Raw genomic sequence first — 23,690 nt, 5'->3', positions numbered from 1 at the left:
GGCCTGGTGGGAGTGGGGAACCGGAGTGATACCAGCCTTGGAATTTTACCCGCCAAGGTGTTGCTTCGGGGGATTTTGTTGTTTGGAAGCACAACCCATTTTACATTTCTGTTCGACAGATGAAATCGCTGCGTGCTCCGAAAAAAAAACGGCAAGACCCGCAGGTCTTGCCGCTCTCATGGTGCAACTACGTCAGCTTACTTGGCTGCCAGGATGCCTTGGCCATGGCCGCCTTGCAGCGCTTTGAGGCGCAGCGAGTCTTCGGTGGCCGCCTGGTGGGTCGAGGCGGTCAGCTTGTGCTCGAAGTTGCCGATGGCGCTGGCCATGGCGGCCACTTGCGAGTTCACGCTCGATGGCAGTTCCAGCTTGGCCGTGTTGGCGGTGCTGGTGGCTGCCGCGTCAAAGCTCGACAAGGCGTTCGACAGGCTGCTCACCGACGAGGTCAGGCTGCCGGCAGTCTTGCTGCTGTCCTGGAACCAGACGTCCGCTGCCTGGTGCACGGCGCCGTCGGTGGTCTCGAAGGTCGAGACCATGCCGATCAGGTTGCCGTTATCGACGATGGACGTTTTCTGCACGTCGAGGTTCAGCTTGGCGATGTTGAGGTCGGCCAGCGACTTCAGTTCATCGGCCTGGCTGACGCCGTCGGCATTGCCATCGACCCACACGCGCAGGTTGTTGAACTGGGTGTCCTTGGCATCGATTACGCCGTCGCCGTTGACATCGAGTTCCGCCAGCGCCTGGTAGCCGTTGGCCGCTTTCTGGCCGTTGGCCAGGGTGGTGCCCTCGCCGAACAGTTCGCTACCGTTGTTGATCACGCCGTCGCCGTTGCGGTCCAGGACCAGCAGGCCATCGCCACCACCCACCCAACCGACGTTGGATTTGTTACCGGTGGCCAGCAGATCGAACTGCACGCCGGCCGACAGGTTGAGGGTGTTGATGCCGTTGCCGTTCAGATCGAGAACGATAGGGCTCGACAGTGGCATCGCTGCTTGCTGGTCGGCCGTGATCGCCGCTTTCAGCGTCGTCGTGGCGTACAGCGCATCGACCTGGGCCATGGTCAGCGCCTTGATCTGGTCGGTGGACAGTGCCACGAACTGGTCGGTGGTCAACTTCACGAACTGCTGCGTGGTCAGCGCCGCCAGCGACGCGGTTTTCAGCGCCACGATGTCGGCAGTCTCCAGGGCAGCGATGCTGCTGGTGGACAGCGCGCGCAGCTGGGTGCTGGTCAGCGCGTTGATCTGGTCGCTCGACAGCGCCACTGCTTGTGCAGTGGTCAGGCCGGCGGCCAGGGCCGTGGTGCTCAGGCTGGCGATCTGGGTCGTGGTCAGCGCCGACAGCTGGTCGGTGGTGATGGCAGCGAGCTGGTTGGTGCGCAGGGCGGCAACCGCTTCCGTTTTCAGTGCGTTCAGGTCCTGCGTTTCCAGTGCAGCAACACTGGTCGTGCTCAGCGACGAGACCTGCAGGGTGCTCAGCGCAGCGGCCTGGCTGGTGCCCAGCGCAACGATCTGGTCGGTCGTCAGACCGTTGGCCACTTGCGCCGTGGTCAGCGCGCCCAGTGCCGCGGTCGTCAGGCTGCCGATCTGGTCGGTGGTCAGTGCACGCAGCTGGGTGGTGGTCAGCGCGGCAATCGACGTCGATTTCAGCGCGTTCAGGTCGGCCGTTTCCAGCGCGGCAACCGCATTGGTGGTCAGTGCAGCCACTTGCAGCGTGCCAAGTGCGCCAGCCTGGGCAGTGGTCAACGCCACCACCTGGTCGGTGGTCAGGGCACGGATGCCGGCGGTGGTGAAGGCCGCCAGCTGGGTGCTGGACAATGCTGCCACCTGGTCGGTGGTCAACGCGGCGATCTGCGTCGATTTCAGCGCGGCAACGCCAGCGGTGGTCAGGCCGGCCAGGTCGGCCGTTTCCAGCGCAACGATGCTGGCGGTCGACAACGCCCCCACTTGCGCGGTGGTCAGGCCAGCGACCTGGCTCGAGCTCAACGCCACGATCTGGTCGGTGGTCAGGCCGTTGGCAATGTTGGCCGTGGACAGGGCCGACAGCGACGCGGTGGTCAGCGCCTGCACTTGCGCGGTGGTGATCGCGGCCACTTGCGCCGAGGTCAGGCCGGCAATGGCAGCGGTTTTCAGCGCGGCAAGGTCGGCCGTTTCCAGCGCCACGATGGCGTCGGTGGTCAGGGCGGCGACTTGCTGCGTGGTCAGCGCGTTGGCGGCGGTGGTGCTCAGGGCCACGATCTGGTCGGTGGTCAGGGCGCGGATCTGGCTGGTGGTCAGCGCGGCCAGGCTGGCGGTTTTCAGCGCGGCGAAATCAGCCGTCTCCAGCGCCACGATGGCGTTGGTGGACAGGGCTGCCGCTTGCGCCGTGGTCAGCGCGTTGGCCTGGCCGGTGGTCAAGGCGACGACCTGGTCGGTGGTCAGCGCGGCGATACCGGTGGTGGTCACGGCAGCCAGCTGGGTGTTCGACAAGGCAACCACCTGGTCGGTCGTCAGCGCGGCAACTTGCGCCGTTTTCAGCGCCGCGACGCCGGCGGTGGTCAGGCCGGCAAGGTCGGCCGTTTCCAGCGCAACGATGCTGTTGGTGGACAAGGCGCCAACCTGGGCCGTGGTCAGGCCGGCGATCTGGTTCGAGGTCAGAGCGACGATCTGGTCCGTGGTCAGGCCGTTGGCGATATTTGCCGTGGTCAGGGCGGCCAGGCCCGTCGTGCTCAGGCTCTGCACCTGGGCCGTGGTCAGGGCAGCGACTTGCGCCGAGGTCAGCGCGGCGTACGAAGCGGTGTCCAGGCCACGCAGGTCGGCCGTTTCCAGCGCGACGATGGCGTCGGTGGTGAAGGCGGCGACTTGCTGGGTGGTCAGCGCACCAGCGCCAGCCGTGGTCAGCGCAACCACCTGGTCGGTGGTCAGGGCGCGGATCTGGTTGGTGGTCAGCGCGGCGACAGCAGCGGTTTTCAGAGCGGCGAAGTCGGCCGTTTCCAGCGCCACGATGGCGTTGGTGGACAGCGCAGCGACTTGCTGGCTGGTCAGCGCACCGGCTTGGGCCGTGGTCAGGGCAACGATCTGGTCGGTGGTCAGCGCAGCAGCGCCGGCGGTGGTAAAGGCAGCCACCTGGGTGCTCGACAGGGCCACCAGCTGGTCGGTGGTCAGGGCGGCAACCTGCGCGGTTTTCAGGGCGGCGATGTCGGCGGTGGACAGGCCGGCCAGGTCGGCCGTTTCCAGCGCGACGATGCTATTGGTGGACAACGCCGCCACTTGCGCGGTGGTCAGACCGGCAACCTGGCTCGACGACAGGGCGACGATCTGGTCGGTGGTCAGGCCGCTGGCGATATTGGCCGTGGAGATGGCCGACAGCGCAGCGGTGGACAGCGCTTGCACCTGGGCGGTGGTGATCGCGGCCACCTGCGCCGAGGTCAGCGCGGCGAACGACGCGGTTTTCAGTGCCGCCAGGTCAACCGTTTCCAGCGCGACGATGGCGTCGGTGGTGAACGCGGCCACTTGCTGCGTGGTCAGCGCCGCGGCGCCGGCGGTGTTCAAGGCAACCACCTGGTCGGTGGTCAGCGCACGCACCTGGTTGGTGGTCAGCGCAGCCAGGCTGGCGGTTTTCAGCGCAGCGAAGTCGGCCGTTTCCAGGGCGGCAATCGCGGCGGTGGACAGGCCGGCCACTTGCTGGCTGGTCAGGGCGCCGGCCTGGGTGGTGGTCAAGGCAACGATCTGGTCGGTGGTCAGCGCGGCAGCGCCGGCGGTGGTCAGCGCGACGATCTGGTTGGTGGACAGGGCCACCAGCTGGTCGGTCGTCAGGGCGGCGACCTGTGCCGTTTTCAGGGCGGCGACACCGGCGGTGGTCAGGCCGGCCAGATCGGCCGTTTCCAGCGCGACGATGCTATTGGTGGACAACGCGCCCACTTGCGCGGTGGTCAGGGCCGCAACCTGGCTCGAGCTCAGCGCGACAACCTGGTCGGTGGTCAGGCCGTTGGCGATATTGGCCGTGGACAGTGCGGCCAGCGACGCGGTGGTCAGGGCCTGCACCTGCGCGGTGGTGATCGCGGCCACTTGCGCCGAGGTCAGACCGGCGATTGCGGCAGTTTTCAGCGCAGCGAAATCGGCCGTTTCCAGCGCCACGATGGCGTCGGTGGTCAGGGCAGCCACTTGCGCGGTGGTCAGCGCGTTGGCGGCGATGGTACTCAAGGCCACGATCTGGTCGGTGGTCAGGGCGCGTACCTGGTTGGTGGTCAACGCGGCCAGGCTGGAGGTTTTCAGCGCAGCGAAGTCGGCCGTTTCCAGGGCGGCAATCGCGGCGGTGGACAGGCCGTCCACTTGCTGGCTGGTCAGTGCGCCGGCCTGGTTGGTGGTCAGAGCAACGATCTGGTCGGTGGTCAGAGCGGCAGCGCCAGCGGTGGTCAGCGCGACGATTTGGTTGGTGGACAGGGCCACCAGCTGGTCGGTCGTCAGGGCGGCGACTTGTGCCGTTTTCAGGGCGGCGACGCCGGCGGTGGTCAGGCCGGCCAGGTCGGCCGTTTCCAGCGCGACGATGCTGGCCGTGGACAAGGCACCCACTTGCGCGGTGGTCAGACCGGCGATCTGGCTCGAGGTCAGGGCGACGATCTGGTCGGTAGTCAGGCCGTTGGCGATATTGGCCGTGGTCAGGGCGGCCAGACCCGTCGTGCTCAGGCTCTGCACCTGGGCCGTGGTCAGGGCAGCGACTTGCGCCGAGGTCAGCGCAGCGTACGAAGCGGTGTCCAGGCCACGCAGGTCGGCCGTTTCCAGGGCGACGATGGCGTCGGTGGTGAAGGCGGCAACTTGCTGGGTGGTCAGCGCGCCGGCGCCAGCGGTGGTCAGTGCGACGACCTGGTCGGTGGTCAGGGCGCGGATCTGGTTGGTGGTCAGAGCGGCAACACCGGCGGTTTTCAGCGCGGCAAAGTCGGCCGTTTCCAGCGCCACGATGGCGTTGGTGGACAGGGCTGCCACTTGCGCGGTGGTCAACGCATTGGCCTGGCCGGTGGTCAAGGCAACCACCTGGTCGGTGGTCAGCGCGGCGATACCGGCGGTGGTGAACGCTGCCACCTGGGTGTTCGACAGGGCAACTACCTGGTCGGTGGTCAGCGCGGCAACTTGCGTGGTTTTCAGGGCAGCGATGGCGGCGGTGGAGAGACCGGCCAGGTCGGCCGTTTCCAGCGCGACGATGCTATTGGTGGACAACGCGCCGACTTGCGCGGTGGTCAGACCGGCAACCTGGCTCGAGCTCAGTGCAACGATCTGGTCGGTGGTCAGGCCGTTGGCGATGTTCGCCGTGGTCAATGCAGCCAGGGCCGACGTGCTCAGGCTTTGTACCTGGACGGTGGTCAGGGCGGCAACCTGGGCCGAGGTCAGCGCGGCAAACGAGGCGGTATCCAGGCCACGCAGGTCGGCCGTTTCCAGTGCGACGATGGCGTCGGTGGTGAAGGCGGCAACTTGCTGGGTGGTCAGCGCACCAGCGCCGGCCGTGGTCAGTGCAACGACCTGGTCGGTGGTCAGCGCCTTGATCTGGTTGGTGGTCAATGCGGCGACAGCAGCGGTTTTCAGCGCGGCGAAGTCGGCCGTTTCCAGCGCCACGATGGCGTTGGTGGACAGCGCAGCGACTTGCTGGCTGGTCAGCGCACCGGCTTGGGCCGTGGTCAGGGCAACGATCTGGTCAGTGGTCAGCGCAGCAGCGCCGGCGGTGGTAAAGGCAGCCACCTGGGTGCTCGACAGGGCCACCAGCTGGTCGGTGGTCAGGGCGGCAACCTGCGCAGTTTTCAGGGCGGCGATATCGGCGGTGGACAGGCCGGCCAGGTCGGCCGTTTCCAGCGCGACGATGCTATTGGTGGACAACGCCGCCACTTGCGCGGTGGTCAGGCCGGCAACCTGGCTCGACGACAGGGCAACGATCTGGTCGGTGGTCAGGCCATTGGCGATATTGGCGGTGGAGATGGCCGACAGCGCAGCGGTGGACAGTGCTTGTACCTGGGCGGTGGTGATCGCGGCCACTTGCGCCGACGTCAGTGCGGCAAACGACGCGGTTTTAAGGGCGGCCAGGTCGGCCGTTTCCAGCGCGACGATGGCGTCGGTGGTGAACGCGGCCACTTGCTGCGTGGTCAGCGCAGCGGCGCCGGCGGTGTTCAAGGCAACCACCTGGTCGGTGGTCAGCGCACGCACCTGGTTGGTGGTCAGCGCAGCCAGGCTGGCGGTTTTCAGGGCGGCGAAGTCGGCCGTTTCCAAGGCGGCAATCGCGGCGGTGGACAGGCCGGACACTTGCTGGCTGGTCAGTGCGCCGGCTTGGGTGGTGGTCAGGGCAACGATCTGGTCGGTGGTCAGCGCGGCAGCGCCGGCGGTGGTCAGCGCGGCGATCTGGTTGGTGGACAGGGTGACCAGTTGACCGGTGGTCAGGGCGGCCACCTGCACGGTGCGCAGGGCGGCGATGTCAGCGGTGGACAGGCCGGCCAGGTCGGCCGTTTCCAGCGCAACGATGCTGGCGGTCGACAGCGCGGCCACTTGCGCGGTGGTCAGACCGGCAACCTGGCTCGACGACAGGGCAACGATCTGGTCGGTGGTCAGACCGTTGGCGATGTTGGCGGTGGAGATGGCCGACAGCGCAGCGGTGGACAGTGCTTGCACCTGGGCGGTGGTGATCGCGGCCACTTGCGCCGAGGTCAGGCCGGCGATTGCCGCAGTTTTCAGCGCAACCAGGTCGGCAGTTTCCAGCGCCACAATGGCGTCGGTGGTCAGAGCGGCAACTTGCTGGGTGGTCAGCGCATTGGCGCCGGCGGTGCTCAAGGCAACCACCTGGTCGGTAGTCAGCGCACGCACCTGGTTGGTGGTCAGCGCAGCCAGGCTGGCGGTTTTCAGCGCAGCGAAGTCGGCGGTTTCCAGGGCGGCAATCGCGGCGGTGGACAGGCCGGCCACTTGCTGGCTGGTCAGGGCGCCAGCCTGGGTGGTGGTCAAGGCAACGATCTGGTCGGTGGTCAGTGCGGCAGCGCCGGCGGTGGTCAGCGCGGCGATCTGGTTGGTGGACAGGGTGACCAGTTGGCCGGTCGTCAGGGCAGCCACTTGCGCCGTGCGCAGGGAGGCAACACCGGCGGTGGTCAGGCCGGCCAGGTCGGCCGTTTCCAGCGCAACGATGCTGGCGGTCGACAGCGCGGCCACTTGCGCGGTGGTCAGGCCCGCAACCTGGCTCGACGACAGGGCGACGATCTGGTCAGTGGTCAGGCCGTTGGCGATATTGGCCGTGGAGATGGCCGACAGCGCAGCAGTGGACAGCGCCTGCACCTGGGTGGTGGTCAGGGCGGCCACTTGCGCGCTGGTCAGCGCGGCGATCGAGGCGGTTTTCAGGGCGGCCAGGTCGGCCGTTTCCAGCGCAACGATGGCGTCGGTGGTGAAGGCGGCAACTTGCTGGCTGGTCAGGGCGTTGGCGGCGGCGGTGGACAGCGCGACGATCTGGCTGGTCGTCAGGGCCTTGACCTGGGCGGTGGTCAGGGCCGCGATCGACGCGGTCTTGAGGGCGACGAAATCAGCGGTTTCCAGTGCGACGATGGCGTCGGTGCCGAAGGCGGCAACTTGCGCGGTGGTCAGCGCGCCAGCCTGGCTGGTGGTCAGTGCCACGATCTGGTCGGACGACAGCGCACGTACTTGCGCAGTGGTCAGGCCGCCCAGGGCGCTGGTGGTGAGGGCGGCGAAGTCCTCGGTGGCCATGCGCGAAATGGTGCCCGTGGAGATGGCGGCTATTTGCTGCGAACGCAGCGCAATCACCTGGTCGGTGGTCAGCGCCACAATCTGATCAGACGTCAGATCCGTGAAATTGGAAGTCCCCAGCGCAGCGATCTGCGTGGTGGAAATTGCGGCAACGTTTTGCGTGCTTAAACCGGTGAAATAGCCCATTGTAATTCTCCTAAAAGAAGGCGCTGATTCGATGTCTGTCCAAAAGTTAACGACGGCCCTGTCCGTCGTCGTTGGCCTTCGTCAGTGGCAATATGCCGTTTTATTAATATGTATTTACAACCAACCCGTGACTACCGTCGCAACAAGGCGCTCGTATCGTTCTTTACGTCAACAAAAATGTTAACTTTAGCAAACGGTAGGAGCTTTTTTCGTTGCGCAATATGCAAAAAATATTACTTATCTAATTCACCACAAGAATCCGGGGGCAAAGCGCCCAATGAGAAAGACAGCCGGCGGCATGGTTACAGGGCGACCGGCGCGAATCTTCCACTAAGTAAACTTATTCCCGTCAGGAAAAATATTCCAATGCAGCTTGATTCATTGCGCATCCAAAAACATAAGTCTTTGAATAAAATAGGTTTTTTTCAACCGCTGGGGAGCTGACCAGCTACCCGGAACGCCCGAAGTAGCGCGAAGTATAGCCGAGTTACTTGCTGAAAAGAATTTATTTGATGCCGTGTCTCGTTGCCGCAACCAACTTTTCGGCAATATTTAGGGGGCAATAAAGATGCAAAATCGACTACCTTGCATTACTTTCACAGAATTAACCTTGATTAATGGCAATAAAGCATCGTTTCCGTAACAGTATTTCACTTCTGTAACTTTGTGAAATGATACTCTGCATTAATATTGTGACAGTGCAATGACTTGCTGTTGGGTAGGGGTTCAGCGTGCTGAAGACGCTGGAGGGGATCGGCGACGCAGGCGCCAGGCCAGCATCACCGCCGTGGCGGCCAACAAGGCCAGCGCCACCATGTTGAGGACGAACACGCCGTGGCCGAAGCGCGCCACCAGGCCCAGGCTCACGCCCGCCTTGACGCTGAACTGCCAGCTGCCGTCGTAGGGGAAATAGCTGCCCACCTGGGGCAGGTAATAGAGAATGCCGCCGATCAGCCCACTGATCATGCGCTTGAGCGAAAGCACCGCCGCCAGGAAGCCAAGCATGGCCACGCCGAACAGCACGGCCAGCGCGTCGCCATATTGCGGCTCGCCCAGCAAACCGAGGCTGACGCCCAGCGCCAGCGCACTATTGAGTAACAATACCCGCGCCAGCCATTTTTCAAATTCCTGCATCTGGTGATCTCTTCAATAAGGCCGCGCCCGGTGCGCGCCGCAGATTGTACCGTTTGTACACTGCTGCGCGCACCGGGTTGGCCTCAGGCTGCCTGCCTGCTGCGGCCATGCACCAGCCGATACAACAATGGCAACACCAACAAAGTCAGGGCAGTGGACGACAGGATGCCGCCGATGACCACCGTCGCCAGCGGGCGCTGCACCTCGGCGCCGGTGCCGGTGGCCAGCGCCATCGGCACGAAGCCCAGCGACGCCACCAGCGCCGTCATCAGCACCGGCCGCAGCCGGCCCAGCGCGCCCGCCCGGATCGCCTGCTCCACCGTCAGGCCGTCGTCGCGCAGCTTGCGGATGAACGAAATCAGCACCAGGCCGTTGAGCACCGCCACGCCCGACAGCGCAATAAAGCCCACCGCCGCCGAAATCGACAACGGGATGCCGCGCAGCGCCAGCGCGGCGATGCCGCCGGTGAGCGCGAACGGGATGCCGCTAAACACCAGCAAACCATCTTTCATGCTGCCGAACATGGCAAACAGCAGGATCAGCACCAGCGCCAGGGCCAGCGGCACCACCAGTTGCAGGCGCTGCGACGCCGACTGCAGTTGCTCGAACTGGCCGCCCCACGCAGTCCAGTAGCCGGGCGGCACCTGGACCTGGGTGCGCAGCGTGCTTTCCGCCTCGGCCACGAACGAGCCGATGTCGCGCCCGCGCACATTGGCGCTGATGACCACGCGGCGCTTGCCGTCCTCGCGGCTGATCTGGTTGGGACCGGGCGCGATGGTGAAACTGGCCACCTCGCCAAGCGGGATGAAGTTGACGCCAGCCGCGCCCCTGGGCAGCGGCACCGGCAGCCGGCGCAAGGCTTCCAGGTCCTGGCGCTGTGCGTCCGGCAGCCGCACCACGATGTCGAAGCGGCGGTCGCCCTCGAACAGCGTACCGGCCTCGGTGCCGCCGATGGCGGTGGCAATCGTGTCCTGCACGTCGCCCACGTTGAGGCCATAGCGCGCGGTTTTCTCGCGGTCGATCTGCACGGTCAGCATCGGCAGGCCGGTGGTCTGCTCCACCTTCACTTCGGCGGCGCCGGCTACGCTGCCCAGGGTGGCGGCGATTTTCGCGGCGGTGTCGTTCAGCACCTGCGTGTCGTCGCCGAACAGCTTGACCGCCACGTCACTGCGCACGCCCGAGATCAATTCGTTAAAGCGCAGCTGGATCGGCTGCGAGAACTCGTAGCCGTTGCCGGGCAGGCGCGCCAGCGTGGCCTGGATATCTTGCAGCAGCTCGTCGCGCGTTTTACGAGGTTTGGGCCACTCCGACTGCGGCTTGAGCATGATGTAGCCATCCGAAATATTCGGCGGCATCGGGTCGGATGCGATTTCCGCCGTGCCGGTGCGCGCAAAAATGCGGTCGATCTCGGGGTATTTGTTCTTGAGCGTGACCTCGATCTGTTTTTGCATTGCCACCGACTGCGTCAGGCTGGTGCCGGGGATGCGCAGCGCCTGGATGGCGAAATCGCCTTCGTTCAGGCTCGGCACGAACTCGCTGCCCAGGCGCGTGGCCAGCAGCACCGACAGCACCACCGCGATGCCGGCAAACGCCAGCACCACCGGCGTATTGGCCAGCACGCGTTCGAGCACGCGGCCATACCAGGCCCCCAGCTGCTTGTGCTCCTTTTCCACCACGTTGTCGCCGATGAACAGCGCCACGGCGGCCGGAATGAAGGTGATCGACAGCAGCATGGCGCCAGCCAGCGCCATCACCACCGTCAGCGCCATCGGGTGGAACATGCGCCCCTCCACGCCGGTGAGCGCGAAGATCGGCAGGTACACGACCATGATGATCAACTGGCCGTACAGCAGCGGACGGCGCGCCTCCTTCGCTGCCGCGAACACCTCGACAAACCGCTCGGCGCGGGTGAGCTTGCGACCCGCCTGCGCCTGCGCGTGCGCCAGGCGACGCACGCAGTTCTCCACGATCACCACCGCGCCATCGACTATGATGCCGAAGTCCAGCGCACCAAGGCTCAGCAGATTGGCGCTGACCTTGAAGGTGACCATGCCGGTAAAAGTAAACAGCATCGACAACGGGATCACCATGGCGGTAATCAGCGCCGCGCGGATATTACCGAGGAAGACAAACAGCACCGCGATCACCAGGACCGCCCCTTCCAGCAGGTTTTTCCTGACCGTGTTGATCGCCTTGTCCACCAGCACGGTGCGGTCGTACACGGTGATCGCTTCTACTCCGGCCGGCAGGCTGCGGTTGATCTCCACCATTTTCTGGTCCACCGCCTGCGATACGGCGCGGCTGTTCTGGCCGATCAGCATGAACACCGTGCCCAGCACCACCTCGCGACCATTTTCGGTGGCCGCCCCGGTACGCAGCTCGCGCCCGATCAGCACCTCGGCCACGTCGCGCACGCGCACCGGCACCCCGCCGGCATTGGCCAGGATGATGTTGCGGATGTCGTCCAAGGACTGCACCTGTCCCGGCGCGCGCACCAGCAACTGCTCGCCGCGCTTTTCGATGTAGCCGGCGCTGGCGTTGCCGTTGTTGCGGTTGAGCGCCGCCACCACGTCCTGCAAGGTCAGCCCATACGATGCCAGGCGCTGCGGATCGGGCGCCACCTGGTACTCCTTGGCGTAACCGCCGATCGAATTGATCTCGGTCACGCCCGGCACGTTGCGCAGCTGCGGCTTGATGATCCAGTCCTGGATCTCGCGCAGGTCGGTGGGCGTGTATGGCGTGCCGTCAGCTTTTTTGGCGCCCTCTTTCGCTTCCACCGTCCACAGGTAGATTTCACCGAGGCCGGTGGAAATTGGCCCCATCGCCGGCGACACGCCGGCCGGCAGCTGGTTGCGCGCTTCCTGCAGGCGTTCATTGACCATCTGCCGGGCGAAGAAAATGTCGGTGCCATCCTTGAAGATCACGGTGATCTGCGACAGGCCGTAGCGCGACAGCGAGCGGGTTTGCTCGAGGTGCGGCAGGCCGGCCATCACGGTTTCGAGCGGGAAGGTCACGCGCTGCTCGGTTTCAAGCGGCGAGTAGCCGGGCGCCGACGTGTTGATCTGCACCTGCACGTTGGTGATGTCGGGCACCGCGTCGATCGGCAGCTTTTGATAGTTGTAGATGCCCAGCGCCGCCATGGCGGCAACCACCAGCATCACCAGCGACCGCTGGCCGATGGCGAATTGAATCAGACGTTCGAACATAGGGTCTCCGGTCTCAGTGGGTGTGTTCGGCGCTGTCTTTGCCCAGCTCCGCCTTCAGCACGAAGCTGCCGGTAGCGACGTAGCGCACGCCCGGCTTAAGGCCGGCCAGCACTTCGGTCATCTTGCCGTCGCTGCGCCCCAGCTTTACCGGCTGCGCCAGGAAGCCCCCCGCTGTTTCGACGAACACCACCGGCCTTTCCTCGACCATCTGCACCGCGTCGGACGCCACGGCCACCGCCGCATCGGCCGCATTGGCGTTACGATTGGCAGACCCGGAGAGCACATCGACCGTGATGAACAGGCCCGGGCGCCAGGCGCGGTCCGGGTTGGCCAGCGCCACGCGCGCCTTGGCGGTGCGGGTTTGCTCGCCCAGCAGCTCGCCCACGTAGATGATCTTGCCCTTGGCTTCGGCGGCAAAGGCGGTGGCCTTGACGGTGACCGTCTCGCCCACTCGCATCAGGTTGAGGTCGCGCGGCGGCACGGCAATTTCGGCCCACACCGTGGACAGGTCCGACAGCGTAAACACGATGGCGTCTTCCTTGACCGCCTCGCCCTGCGCCAGGTGTTTTTCCATCACCACGCCAGAAAATGGCGCGCGCAGTTCCAGTCGATTGAGGTTTTTTCCGGAGCCGGAACCGGTACCAGACCCAACGCCGGCGCCAATGGCGCTGAGCTTCTGGCGCGCATTCTGCACCGCGATTTCCGCCTCGCTCATGGCCTGCTGCGCCTGCAAATAGTCCTGCTCGGCCGAGATCTTGTCCTGCCACAGGCGCTTTTCGCGCTCGAGCGTGGTCGATGCCAGGGCCAGGCGGCGCTGCGCCGACAGCAGCTCGCTGCGCTGGTCGGACAAGCCGCTGCTGGCGATCACCGCCAGCACCTGCCCCTGTTTCACGCTCTGGCCCAGGTCCGCGTGCACTTCCATCACCACGCCGGCCAGCTTGGGCACCACGTGGGCGGTGCGGTCTTCGTTAAAACGGATCTCGCCGGGCAGCGATGTCACCACGCTGATTTTTGCCGGCGCGGCGGCGGCCAGCGCGATGCCGGCGGCTTTTACCTGGGCGGCATCGAGGACGATTTTTTCCGGGACCTCTCCATCCGCGTGCGCGAGTTCACCCGCAGGCGGCGCTGCGGCCGCCTTGGCCGGCGCTTTTTCCTTGCCATCGTGGCCGTGGTCGTCGTGCGACTCGCCGGCCTGTTTCGGCGCCAGGATCCACGCGGCCAGCAGCAGGCCGATGACCGCCATCACGGCGATGATGATTTTTTGTTTCTTGTTCATTGTTCTGCTCCGAGGATGCGGGTGATGGCAGCATGGGCGCGGTGCGCCTGGGCCAGGGCGTTCAGGTATTGGGACCGGGCGTCGAGCAGCGTACGTTGGGCATCGAGCACGTCGAGGAAGCCGAACTTGCCGTTTTCAAAGCCGGTCGTGGCGGCGGCGTAGGCGCTTTGGGCGCCGGGCACGATGTCGGTGCGCAGCGCCAGCGCCTGCTCGCGGGCCAGGTCGAAATCCTCGCGCGCCTGCGCCAGGTCCGAGTCCAGCCGCAGCGCGGTCGATGACAGTTCATCCCTTGCCTTGTCCACCCGGCGCGCAGTCTCCAGTACATTGCCCTGGTTGCGGTCGAACAGCGGCAGCGGCACCGAGAAGCCCACGATCAATTGCGAGCGGCCCAGTTCCTCCGAGCGCTTGCTGCCCAGGTTGAGGGTGACGTCCGGCACGCGCCTGGACAGCTCCACCTGCGCCAGCGACTGCCGGCTGGCCAGTTCCGAGCGCGCCAGCGCCATCGCCGGCGCCTGCGCCAGCCGGTGGTGCAGCATGGCCTGGTCGGGCAGCGCCGGCAACTGGTCGATATCGCCATCGGCTTTTTCAAACCGTGGCGACGGGTTGCCCCACATTGCCGACAATTTTTTTCGCGCCACCGCCAGTTCGCTGCGTGCGCGCAGCAGTTCCAGCGTGACCGAGGCGGCCGCCACCTTGGCCCGCGTTTCCTCCACCGGCGAGACCTTGCCGGCGACCACGCGACGGCCGGTGGCTTGCGCCGCGCGCTGCGCCAGTTCCGACGATTCCTGGGCCAGCCGCAGTTGCTCCTGCGCGGCCAGCACGGCAAACCAGGCGTCGATCACATTGGCGCGGATCTCGGCCTGGCGCGCGGTGAGCGCGGCAGCGGCGCTGTCGCGGCCACGCTCGGCGGCCTGCACGCGGGCGCCGCGCTTGCCGCCCAGTTCCAGCGGCTGGCTGATCAAAAACGTGGTTTCGCGGACATCGTCGGCGCGCTTGCGATCGACACGTTCGACTTCGAGCGTGGGGTTGGGCAGCAGGCCGGCCTGTTGCACGGCGCCGTCGGTGGCCGACAGCTCGTGGCGGGCGGCCGACAGGTCGGCATTGGCGTCGGCAGCCAGCGCCAGCGCAGTCTGCAAGGTGAGCGGTGCGGCCGGCTCCGATGCGGGCAGATTGAAAGATGCGGCCAGCGCGAACGCCGGCCATGCCGCTACACAGAGCGGCAGGAAATACTTGACCATCGAATTCTCCAGAATAAAGGGAAATTCGACGAGACGGTGGCGTCAGGGGTTAAACGAACGTCTCGTCGCTGGAGAACCTGTCGCGGCAGGGAATGAGGCGCTGCTTGCGCGCCTCTTCCCTACCGAAACAGGTTCTAAGCAACGAGCAGCCAATTGGGCCGGGGCGGCCCTTCGGCAATATGGGATAGATACTGGGGAGTGAGCGGCGGCGCGTAACCGGTGGCGGTGACCGGTGCGGCCACGCCGTGCTCGTCGAGCACCGAGGCCTGCACCGCGTGGTGGCAGACTTCGCAGTCGCTGTGGGCCTTGGTCTTGCCCGGCTGCTGGTCATCGCCATCGTCGTCATCGTCGCCGGCTTGCGCCTGGTGCTGGTGACCGTGATGACCGAAATGGGTGGCAGGATGCTGCTGGCTGCTTTCCTCGTGCTGGCAATAGACGGCCGCCATCGACCAGGCGTACTGGATCGGCAAGATGGTCAGCAGAAAAATGAGCAGGAGTTTTTTCACCGGGCCATTGTAGCAAACAACGTCAGGCGAGAATTTTTTTCATCCGGCACCCCCGCTTGTAACAAGCACGTCATATCCAGTCATTACCCTATGGCCTCCTTCATCCGCCCTGGACTCGACATGCAAGTTTCGCCACGCCCGCTCATCCTCGCCCTCAGCATCGCCGTCGCGCTCAGCGCCTGCGGTGGCACCTACCATGAAGGCCCGCTGGTCATTCCGGCCGCACCGGCCGACCAGGGTGCGGCCGATACGGCGCCGGTACCAAGCGTGACCGCGTTTGTGGACACCATCGCCACCAACCAGCGCGGCGACGCCCGCTATGCCACGCTCGAAACCAACGCCGGCGTGCGCGTGCTGGCCGGCATGCTCGACATCTGGACCCCGCTCACCCAGCTGGTCGATGCGGGCCAGACCGCCCCGGCCGTGGGCACCTTCCCTGCCGTCGCCGCCTCCGCCTGGACCGGCGTGCCGAACGATGGCACCAACGGCGGCACCATCCGCAACGCCACCGTCCACAACTACAATATCGATTACGTGGTCAAGGCCACCACCGGCCGCACCGCCGAGCAGACCACGCTGGCCTACTTCGACGACCGCCGTGGCAAGGGCTACAGCGTGACCGATGCGATGGGCCCGCTGACCGCCGCCTGGCGCGCCTCGACGCAGCAGACTACCACCATCAATAACGTGCCGGCCGACGCCACCACCGTGCTGTACAACGACGGCGGCAACAACAACGGCGTGGGCGGCACCGCCAACGCCAACTTCGGCACCGTGGTCGATTTCGTCAACATGGTCGGCGCCAACGGTTCGACCGAACCGGCCAAGCGCTTCTACAAGTATGCGCGTCCGTTCCGCTGGAGCAGCGCGGTGCAGGTGGTGCCGGCGCTGCTGCCAGCGCGTTCGAGCACCCCGGCCACCGACGGCGGGTTCACCAGCGGCCACTCGGCCGAAGCGATGCGCAACGCGCTGGCGATGGCCTACGTGGTGCCGGAACGCTTCCAGGAAATCTTGAGCCGTGGCCTGGAACTGGGCGAATCGCGCATCCTGGCCGGCATGCACTCGCCGCTGGACGTGTTGAGCGGCCGTATCCACGGCGAGGCTGTCGTCGCCGGCAACCTGGCCGACCCGGCCAACCAGGCCCTGAAAGCCAACGCCTACGCCCAGGCCCACACCACGCTGATGGCGGCCACGTCCACCACCGCCACCACGTACGCGTCGTTCGCGCAATCGGGCACGCTGAGCACCGACCGCTTTGCCGACTACGCCACCAACAAGGCCAACTACATCCGCCGCAGCACCTACGGCTTCCCGCAGATCGCCAGCACCACGGCAGCGGCAGTGGTGCCGAAGGGCGCCGAGGTGCTGATCGAAACCCGCTTGCCGTATTTGAGCGCGGAGCAGCGCCGCGTGGTACTCAAAACCACCGCCCTCGCTTCCGGCTACCCGGTGATGGACGATGCTGAAGGCTGGGGCCGTTTGAACCTGTTCGCGGCAGCCGACGGCTATGCCGCTTTCAAGGGCAATGTCGTGGTCAACATGGATGCATCGAAGGGCGGCTTCAACGCGGCCGACCGCTGGCGCAACAACATCAGCGGCACCGGCAAGCTGGTCAAGCAAGGCACGGGCGCGCTGAAACTGGGCGGCAACAACACCTGGACCGGCGGCACCGAGCTGACCGCCGGCATCCTGGAAGCGATCTCGAGCACCGCGTTTGGCGCCGGTGACGTGTACGTGAGTGGCGGCACCCTGGTCGCCAATGCGGCGACCCCGGTCAAGGCCGCCAAGTACACCCAGCTGGCCGGCGCCACTGTGCTGGAAATCAATGCCCTGTCCGCTACCCAGGCCGGCCTGACCGTGGCTGGCGACGCCACCATCGGCGGCGGCGCGCTGAGCATCAAGTTCCCGGGCAGCTACAAGCCGAAAGCAGGCGACACCATCACCGTGCTCGGCGCTGGCCGCCTGCAAGGCACGTTCACCACCATCACGGTGGCGGGCTTTGCCAAGGTGACGCCAACCTATAGCGGTACGACCCTGACTTTGACGGTCACCAACTAAGCGGCGCCAAAACGGTATGATAGGGGCGTGTTGCACGGTGTGCAGCACGCCCCTTTTCTATCGGAAGCCCTGATGAACAAAGACGACCTGACCGCGCATCCGCAAGGCGAGTTCTTCAACACCCAGGCCGAACGCTTGCAGGCGGACCTGCAAAATTTTACGCGCCAGGTGGCCAGCTGCGACAAGCTGATCCGCATGGCGAATATCAGCCTCAACCAGATCGACGACCGCATCGCCGCAGCCGCCCAGGTGGAGGCGCGCGCCGCTGCCATCGTGGAAGCCAGCGCCAGCGAAGCCGCGCGCGCGGCGACCGAAGCGGCCACCAAGGCAGTGGCCGCGTCCGTGGCGCAACTGACCGCCGTCACCAGGCAGGCCGAGCACGTCTGCAGCGACCTCCATCGCGCCCACGGCCGCGCCGCCTGGTGGAACGCCGGCTATATCGCCTGCGCGCTGGCGGCCTGCCTGGTGACCGGTTATGTCACCTACCGCATCGGCAAGGCGGCGGCGATCACGCCCGACATCGAGCGCGCGCTGGAGGTGGCCGAGCAGCACGAAACGCTGCTGCGCAAGGCTACCGACAAGGAAAAGAAGCAGATCGCCGACATCATCGCGCGCAAGCCGAAATCGAGGTAACCGGCCTTTGAGATGAGAGATCGCTCACCCAGGGTGCGCTGCGCCTCTCCCAAAATGATGACTATTTTCCCTGCACGGTGTCCTTTCTCACGCTCGCGGCCCACGTTCGCTTGACCGGGCTCAGGCCGGTGCGCAGACTCGATGGTATGGCCTCGGCATTCCGCCAACCATCCCTTCCTTCTATTCATCATGACACCGACACCACTTGCCGCACGCATTTCCTTTGCCTTGTTCACCTTGAGCACCCTCGCTGTTACCGGCACTGCCCGTGCCGAGGAAAAGCACCTGGCGGCGATGCTGCAAAACGATGTCTTTGCCGGTACCGACGGTGGCGGCTACACCAACGGCCTGGCCATCGCCTACGTGCGCAGCACGGCGCCCGGCGAAACGGAACTGGCGCCGCACTGGCTGCTGGCGCCGGTCGCGCCGTTCCTGGCCGTGGGACCGGCGGCGATGACGTCGGTCTCGCTCAACCAGGTCATGATCACCCCGCGCGACATCACCACCAGGGAGCCGAACCCGATGGACGCGCCATACCTGGGCGCGCTGTGGGTGCGCGCGGCGCAGGTGTCGGTGCAAGGCGATGTGGCCGACATGTTCAGCCTCAACCTCGGCATGATCGGACCCGCGTCGGGCGCGCGCCAGGCACAGACCTTTATCCACCGCATCACGGGATCGACCCGCCCCCAGGGCTGGGACAGCCAGGTCTCGAACCGGCTGCTGTACGGCATCGAGCGCTACCGCGCGATGCGCTTTGCCAGCGGCGACGGCAACAGCGCGGCGCCTTCGCTGGACGCGATCGTGCTTGGCGGCGCCGAGGCCGGCAATATGTTGTCATCAGTGGGCGGCAGCGTGATGCTGCGGTATGGCACGTCGCTCAAGCGCAGTTACGCGTCGTCGGTGCGGCAACTGGCGCGCAGCGGCGATCCCCTGATTTTCGGCCGTGGCTGGATGGCGTACCTGGCCGTGCACGGCGACCACTTCTTCTCGCACGCCGGCATCAGCAACGACCTGCCGCCGGGCGGCACCCGCGCCGAGCTGCGCGAATCGCAGGTGATCGGCCAGGCCGGCATCGCCTATGGCTGGGGTGACTCGTCGCTGTCGTTCTCGCTGCAAAACACCAGCGCGCTGACCACGGGCAGCGGGCGGCGCAAGGCGTATGGGTCGCTGACCTATACGACTGCACTGCGCTGAACGGTCAAACCGGTCAACAAGAACGGGCCGGATCTTTGGCGAGATCCGGCCCGTTATACCGGCGGCTGTGGATTGGCAGCACGCCAGTGACGCTTGGGTTCTTATTGGTTCTTATTGGTTCTTATTCGCCCGTGATTTTTTCGTCCTCGTTCTTGGCATCCTGCATCGCATCGGGTTCCAGCTCCTCGGCCGAGCGGTTCAGGTGCACGAATACGCCCCATGCCGCCAGCAGGATACCGACGCTGCCGATCAGGGCTGCCGCATAAACCAGTTCGCTCAAGTCATCGTGCACGGCGTGGAATGTCGCCACCAAACCCTCGATACCGAGCGCCACGACCACCACCACGAAAAAGCGCGACAGGAAGCGGCGCACGCGGGTGGGCGCGCTGATGTCGGCATCGCGCACGACTTCTTCCTCGACGATGGTTTCGGCGATCTGCAAGGCCACCACGGCGGCGGCCAGGATGCCGATCGCCTCGATCACGTCCTGGGCGGCGGTCAATCCGGCTTCACCGGCCGACATGGCCTCCCAGCCGATCTGGGCGCCGATCACGATCAGGCATATGCCGCCGGCGGCAAACAGCAGGGCGGTGATGGCGTGAACCACGCCAAAGGCTAGCATCAGTTTTTTCATGGGGTGTCCTGGAAATGAAGAAAATACGGGAATCGTCCTCATCGATTCTAGGGGCATCCCTGTCCACACTATGTTCGCTGTAGAACACAACTGGTTTCTTGCTGGCTACTGTCTTGCTTATTGTTGCAGCAAGGGGCTGCTGGCGGCAAATTCGGCCAGGTGTTCGAGCAGCACCCGTACCCGCGCCGGCAGGTAGCGGCGCTGGGTCCAGACCGCGTACACGTGGCGCGGCTCCGGCATCCATGCGGGCAGCACCTGCACCAGGCTGCCATCGGCCACTTCGAGCCGGCTTTGCAGCAAGGGACACAGCAAGATACCCAGTCCCGCATGCGCCATCTCGACCGCCAGCCGCATTTCGTTGACGCGCAGCCGCGCCTGGGCCTGCGGCGAAATCACGACTTCGGCGCCGTCACCGGGCCGGCGCAGGCGCCAGGTACGCAGCGGCTCGGCCACGATCAGCTCGTGCTGCGCCAGTTGCGACGGGTCCTGCGGCACGCCCGCGCGCGCCAGGTACGACGGCGCCGCCACCATCACCAGGCCGGCGCTGCCCAGGCGCCGCTGCATCAGCGACGAATCGTCGAGCGCACCGACGCGTATGGCCAGGTCGGCGCCGCTGGCCACCAGGTCTTGCAGGCGGTTCGACAATTCCAGTTCGAGCCTGATGTCCGGGTACTGGTGCATGAAGCTGGCCCATGCCGGAGTGAGCAGGCCGCTGGCAAAGTTAACCGGCGCCAGCACCCGGATCGTGCCCGAGATATCGGACAGGCTGGCGTCGAGCTGCTGCGTGGCCTGGCGCAGCGCCCGCACCAGCGGCCGGCAGCGCTCGTAGTACTGCCAGCCCTCTGCGGTAGGCTGCAAGCGGCGCGCGCTGCGGTTGAGCAGGCGGTAGCCGAGTTCACCCTCGAGCTTTTGCAGCCGCCGCGTCACGGTGGCCGGCGGCAGGTTTTCGCGGATGGCGGCAGCGTTCAGACTGCCCTCCTCCACGATGGTCACGAACAGGGCCAGGTCATCGAGCATGATTGCATTTCCGGAATTTGAAATTGGATTTATCGCTCTAGTATAGATAGTTGCAAGCGACTACGCTGTGTCTTTCAATTGACGAAGGAGATGCAATGTCCGATATGTTCCGTCTGCGCCTGGTATTTGCGCTGCTGATGTCCCTGCTGATGTCGTCGATGATGAGCGGCTGGGTGACCTGGCTCAACATCGGGCTGCATCCCGACTTTTTATCGCGCTGGCGGTATGCCTTCATGGCCGCGTGGCCAGCGGCATTTACGGTGGTGATGGTGTGCGGACCGCTGGTGCATGGGGCGAGCCAGCGGTTGGCGGTGCGGTTGCGGCGGGGGTAAGTGCGCAGTTGTTACCACCCGAACTTCAGTTCCATCCCCAGGTAATCCACATCGCGCCCGCCAGCGCGACGCAAGCTGTCGCCCACCTGGAAGTGCACCGCCTCCAGCGACGCCGTCACATTCGGCGTGACCGCCCAGTCGGTGCGCAGCTGGGCGTAGGCGCCGGTCCAGCGTGAGCCCTGGCCCGCCGTGCGCGGCACGCCGGCCATGCTTTGTACGTACACCGCGTCGCCCGTGGTCTGGCGCCATTGCAGGCCCAGCGCCGTGGTCACGCTCAAGGACTTGATCGGCTTGATCTTGATCGAGGGTTTTACGTGTACCAGGTTGCTGTAGCCGGTCAGGCCCGCCAGCGAGAAATAATAGCCGTTGGCGAACAGCGGGTTGAAGGTGCCCAGCTTGCCGTCTCCGGCGTGCCTGTCGCCCGAGGCCATGTCGAATTGCAGGCCCACGCGCGGCGACCAGGTCGCATTGGCAAAGGTATAGCCGGCGATCGAGCCCAGCGCCCAGCTTGATGCACGCTTGGCGCCGACCTGGCCGTGTTGCAGCATGCCCTCCACGTCCCAGTCCACGTTGCCGGTGATGCCGCTGTAGCGTAAATCATAGACGTCGCGGCGTTCATTGCCGGTGGCGTCGAGGAAGCGCGCATCGTCGCGCCGGTAGCGCGAGTAGTAGCCGGAGATGTCGCCCGGCCCGAATCCCTGCCGTTCCAGGCGCAGGCCGTTCAGGGTCAGGTGGCCGTTGGAATAATCGTCGAACGATTTTTCGCTGCGGTTTTGTACCGGCTGCGTCACGTAGCCGATCACGCGCCACGGGCCATGTTCCCAGTCGGCCCACACCCCGTCGAACGACTGGCGCACATTGGGGCCGTCGCGCGCGGCGATAAAGCGCTGCAAGTCGAACGCCATCTCCTGCCGGCCCACGCGCATTTTGACCGCGCCGTCCGCCGTGGGCACGGCCACGGTCACGAACAGCTGCTCGACATCGAGCTTGTCGCGGTCGGGCGGGGCAATCGTCTTCTTGTCGAACGTGCGCGCGTCGACCAGCTGGCCGAACACTTGTACGTACGGCCCCAGTCGCAGGTCCGCATGGACGTTGGCGCGCTGGATCACGTAGCCGTCGGCCGGTGCGGCGCCGGCGCCATACGATGGCGCATCGATATGCTCGTAACGCTCGCGCAAGCCGGCGCCCAGCGACAGGTAAGAACTGCCATTGCCAAACGGGATGTACTTGAGGCCGTCGAGCGGCTGGCGCGGCAGGCAGGAGCTGGCCAGCACGTCCCAGTTCTCGGCCCAGCGATTGAAGTTGATGGCCGGGCGCTTGGCGTTGCATGCTGTTGGCGCTGGTGCAGGCGCCGTTGCTATCGTTGGCGCCAGTGCAGGCGCCGTTGCTATTGTTGGCGCTGGTGCCGTCGTTGCTGCCACCATCGCTCCTGCCGCTGGCATTGCCGTTGCCGGCGCTGCTGCCGTTGCCGCTGGTGTTGCAGTTGCTGCTGCCGTTGGCGCCCCTGCGGGTCCCGCAGCGGGCACCTGTGCGGTAGCCACCCCGGACAGTGCGCTCGCGCTGGCCAGCAAGACCAGCAACTTCGTTGAGCGCTTGCAGCGCGCGGCCTTGCGGCTGGCGTTAACGCTTGGCTGCATCGTGTATCTCGCTGATGTAACCGCCCGGGAATTGCAGCATTGCCGTCATGTTGCCGGTACTGGTCTGGCGCGGCGCGGCCAGCACGGTGGCGCCGTTGGCAGCAGCCTTGTTCAGCGTGTCCGCCATGTCGTCCACCTGGTAGCCGGTGGTCTCGCGGCCGTACGGGAAGGTCAGCTTGCCGTCGGTGACGAACACCGTCATCTTGCCGAATGTCGATACGAGCTGCACGCGGCGGATGGTGTCGCCGGCGCGGCCGATTTCGCCACCGTCGATCTGGCTGTCGGCCACGATCTTCGCATGGGCGAAGGTCTTGAACTGATTGAGGAATTTATCGGCCGAGACTTTTGATATGTACACGCGGTTGTCCGGCACCGAGTGCAGCGGCGCGTACGACGGCGCCCTGGTATGCCAGTACAGCTGCATGTTGACACCGCCGGCCCACTGGATCAGCACATCCTTGCCGATCGGGTCATCGAACGGCTCCACCACCACGTCGGCCCCCGCTTCCACCGCAGCATCGCGCGCCGCCTGGATATCGGTGACCAGGTAGCCGGTGCGTTCTGCGCCGAAGCCGTACGGGATCGGCGTCTGGAACGCGAACACCGACAGCATGCCCACCGGCGTCTGCACGTATTGCGACGCGGTCTTGCTTGGCGTGGGCGTGACCGTAAACACCGCGCGCGGAGAGGCTTGGCCACCGAAGATGCCGACAAAGCTGGCGACGAACGCATCGAGATCGGCGTTGGCCACATACACGTGCGTGGTGTCGTACTGCGGCGCGACCGCGACGTCGGGCGCAGCCAGCGCCAGCGCCGGAGCAACCAGGGCGAGGGACAGCATGGCGGATGCAATGCGGTTGCGGAAGGTATGGGTGATCATGGATGACTCCTTGAAGGTGGAAAATCGTCAGTCCACTATACCCAGCCATGCCCCGCATTCCACCT

General features: G+C 65.5%; 14 protein-coding genes. 4 read left to right on the top strand and 10 right to left on the bottom strand.

The features are described 5' to 3' along the window. Positions 1–197: 197 nt before the first annotated feature. The 6 genes from SR858_RS27400 to czcI form a co-directional block, all read right to left on the bottom strand. Positions 198–7,880 (bottom strand): hypothetical protein, encoded by a 7,683-nt coding sequence (locus SR858_RS27400; protein WP_019924529.1) that lies wholly within the window; start codon positions 7,878–7,880, stop codon positions 198–200. A 726-nt stretch (positions 7,881–8,606) separates the two neighbouring features. Beyond that, complete coding sequence (locus SR858_RS27395) at positions 8,607–9,014, bottom strand: hypothetical protein (protein ID WP_019924530.1); 408 nt, start codon at positions 9,012–9,014, stop codon at positions 8,607–8,609. Positions 9,015–9,097: 83 nt separating this feature from the next. After that, on the bottom strand, positions 9,098–12,220 hold the full coding sequence (locus SR858_RS27390) for an efflux RND transporter permease subunit (protein WP_019924531.1): 3,123 nt from the start codon (positions 12,218–12,220) through the stop codon (positions 9,098–9,100). A 13-nt stretch (positions 12,221–12,233) separates the two neighbouring features. Next, a complete protein-coding gene (locus tag SR858_RS27385; RefSeq protein WP_019924532.1) occupies positions 12,234–13,496 on the bottom strand; it encodes an efflux RND transporter periplasmic adaptor subunit in 1,263 nt (420 codons plus the stop codon). Next, the gene (locus tag SR858_RS27380; RefSeq protein ID WP_019924533.1) at positions 13,493–14,734 is read right to left on the bottom strand and encodes a TolC family protein; all 1,242 of its coding nucleotides are present in this window, start codon (positions 14,732–14,734) and stop codon (positions 13,493–13,495) included. The genes SR858_RS27385 and SR858_RS27380 overlap by 4 nt, the downstream gene beginning before the upstream one ends. 134 nt (positions 14,735–14,868) lie before the next feature. After that, positions 14,869–15,240 (bottom strand): cation efflux protein, CzcI family, encoded by a 372-nt coding sequence (gene czcI / locus SR858_RS27375; protein ID WP_019924534.1) that lies wholly within the window; start codon positions 15,238–15,240, stop codon positions 14,869–14,871. Positions 15,241–15,360: 120 nt separating this feature from the next. Between czcI and SR858_RS27370 the strand changes: the two genes are divergently transcribed. The 3 genes from SR858_RS27370 (at position 15,361) to SR858_RS27360 (ending at position 19,125) form a co-directional block, all read left to right on the top strand. Then, entirely contained in the window at positions 15,361–17,298 is a 1,938-nt protein-coding gene (locus tag SR858_RS27370) for an acid phosphatase (protein ID WP_019924535.1), read from the top strand. Between the two features lie 72 nt (positions 17,299–17,370). Then, on the top strand, positions 17,371–17,931 hold the full coding sequence (locus SR858_RS27365; RefSeq protein WP_019924536.1) for a hypothetical protein: 561 nt from the start codon (positions 17,371–17,373) through the stop codon (positions 17,929–17,931). A gap of 189 nt (positions 17,932–18,120) precedes the next feature. Beyond that, positions 18,121–19,125 carry a lipid A deacylase LpxR family protein gene (locus SR858_RS27360; RefSeq protein ID WP_322534200.1) on the top strand — a complete coding sequence of 335 codons (1,005 nt, stop codon included), beginning with the start codon at positions 18,121–18,123 and terminating at the stop codon, positions 19,123–19,125. A 121-nt stretch (positions 19,126–19,246) separates the two neighbouring features. On the opposite strand, the gene SR858_RS27355 is transcribed toward SR858_RS27360, so the two are convergent. Both SR858_RS27355 and SR858_RS27350 read right to left on the bottom strand, forming a co-directional pair. Further along, complete coding sequence (locus SR858_RS27355; RefSeq protein WP_019924538.1) at positions 19,247–19,759, bottom strand: hypothetical protein; 513 nt, start codon at positions 19,757–19,759, stop codon at positions 19,247–19,249. A gap of 117 nt (positions 19,760–19,876) precedes the next feature. Continuing rightward, a complete protein-coding gene (locus tag SR858_RS27350; protein ID WP_019924539.1) occupies positions 19,877–20,776 on the bottom strand; it encodes a LysR family transcriptional regulator in 900 nt (299 codons plus the stop codon). Positions 20,777–20,871: 95 nt separating this feature from the next. Between SR858_RS27350 and SR858_RS27345 the strand changes: the two genes are divergently transcribed. Next, positions 20,872–21,108 (top strand): DUF2798 domain-containing protein, encoded by a 237-nt coding sequence (locus SR858_RS27345; RefSeq protein WP_019924540.1) that lies wholly within the window; start codon positions 20,872–20,874, stop codon positions 21,106–21,108. An 11-nt stretch (positions 21,109–21,119) separates the two neighbouring features. On the opposite strand, the gene SR858_RS27340 is transcribed toward SR858_RS27345, so the two are convergent. After that, positions 21,120–22,745 carry an alginate export family protein gene (locus SR858_RS27340; RefSeq protein WP_084670194.1) on the bottom strand — a complete coding sequence of 542 codons (1,626 nt, stop codon included), beginning with the start codon at positions 22,743–22,745 and terminating at the stop codon, positions 21,120–21,122. After that, the gene (locus SR858_RS27335) at positions 22,729–23,625 is read right to left on the bottom strand and encodes a hypothetical protein (RefSeq protein ID WP_019924543.1); all 897 of its coding nucleotides are present in this window, start codon (positions 23,623–23,625) and stop codon (positions 22,729–22,731) included. The genes SR858_RS27340 and SR858_RS27335 overlap by 17 nt, the downstream gene beginning before the upstream one ends. Positions 23,626–23,690: the final 65 nt, after the last annotated feature.

It is taken from the genome of Duganella zoogloeoides (assembly GCF_034479515.1).
Classification (GTDB): domain Bacteria; phylum Pseudomonadota; class Gammaproteobacteria; order Burkholderiales; family Burkholderiaceae_D; genus Rugamonas; species Rugamonas zoogloeoides.
Note: the sequence above shows the minus strand (reverse complement) of the source record. Positions and strands in the feature narration are given on the sequence as shown.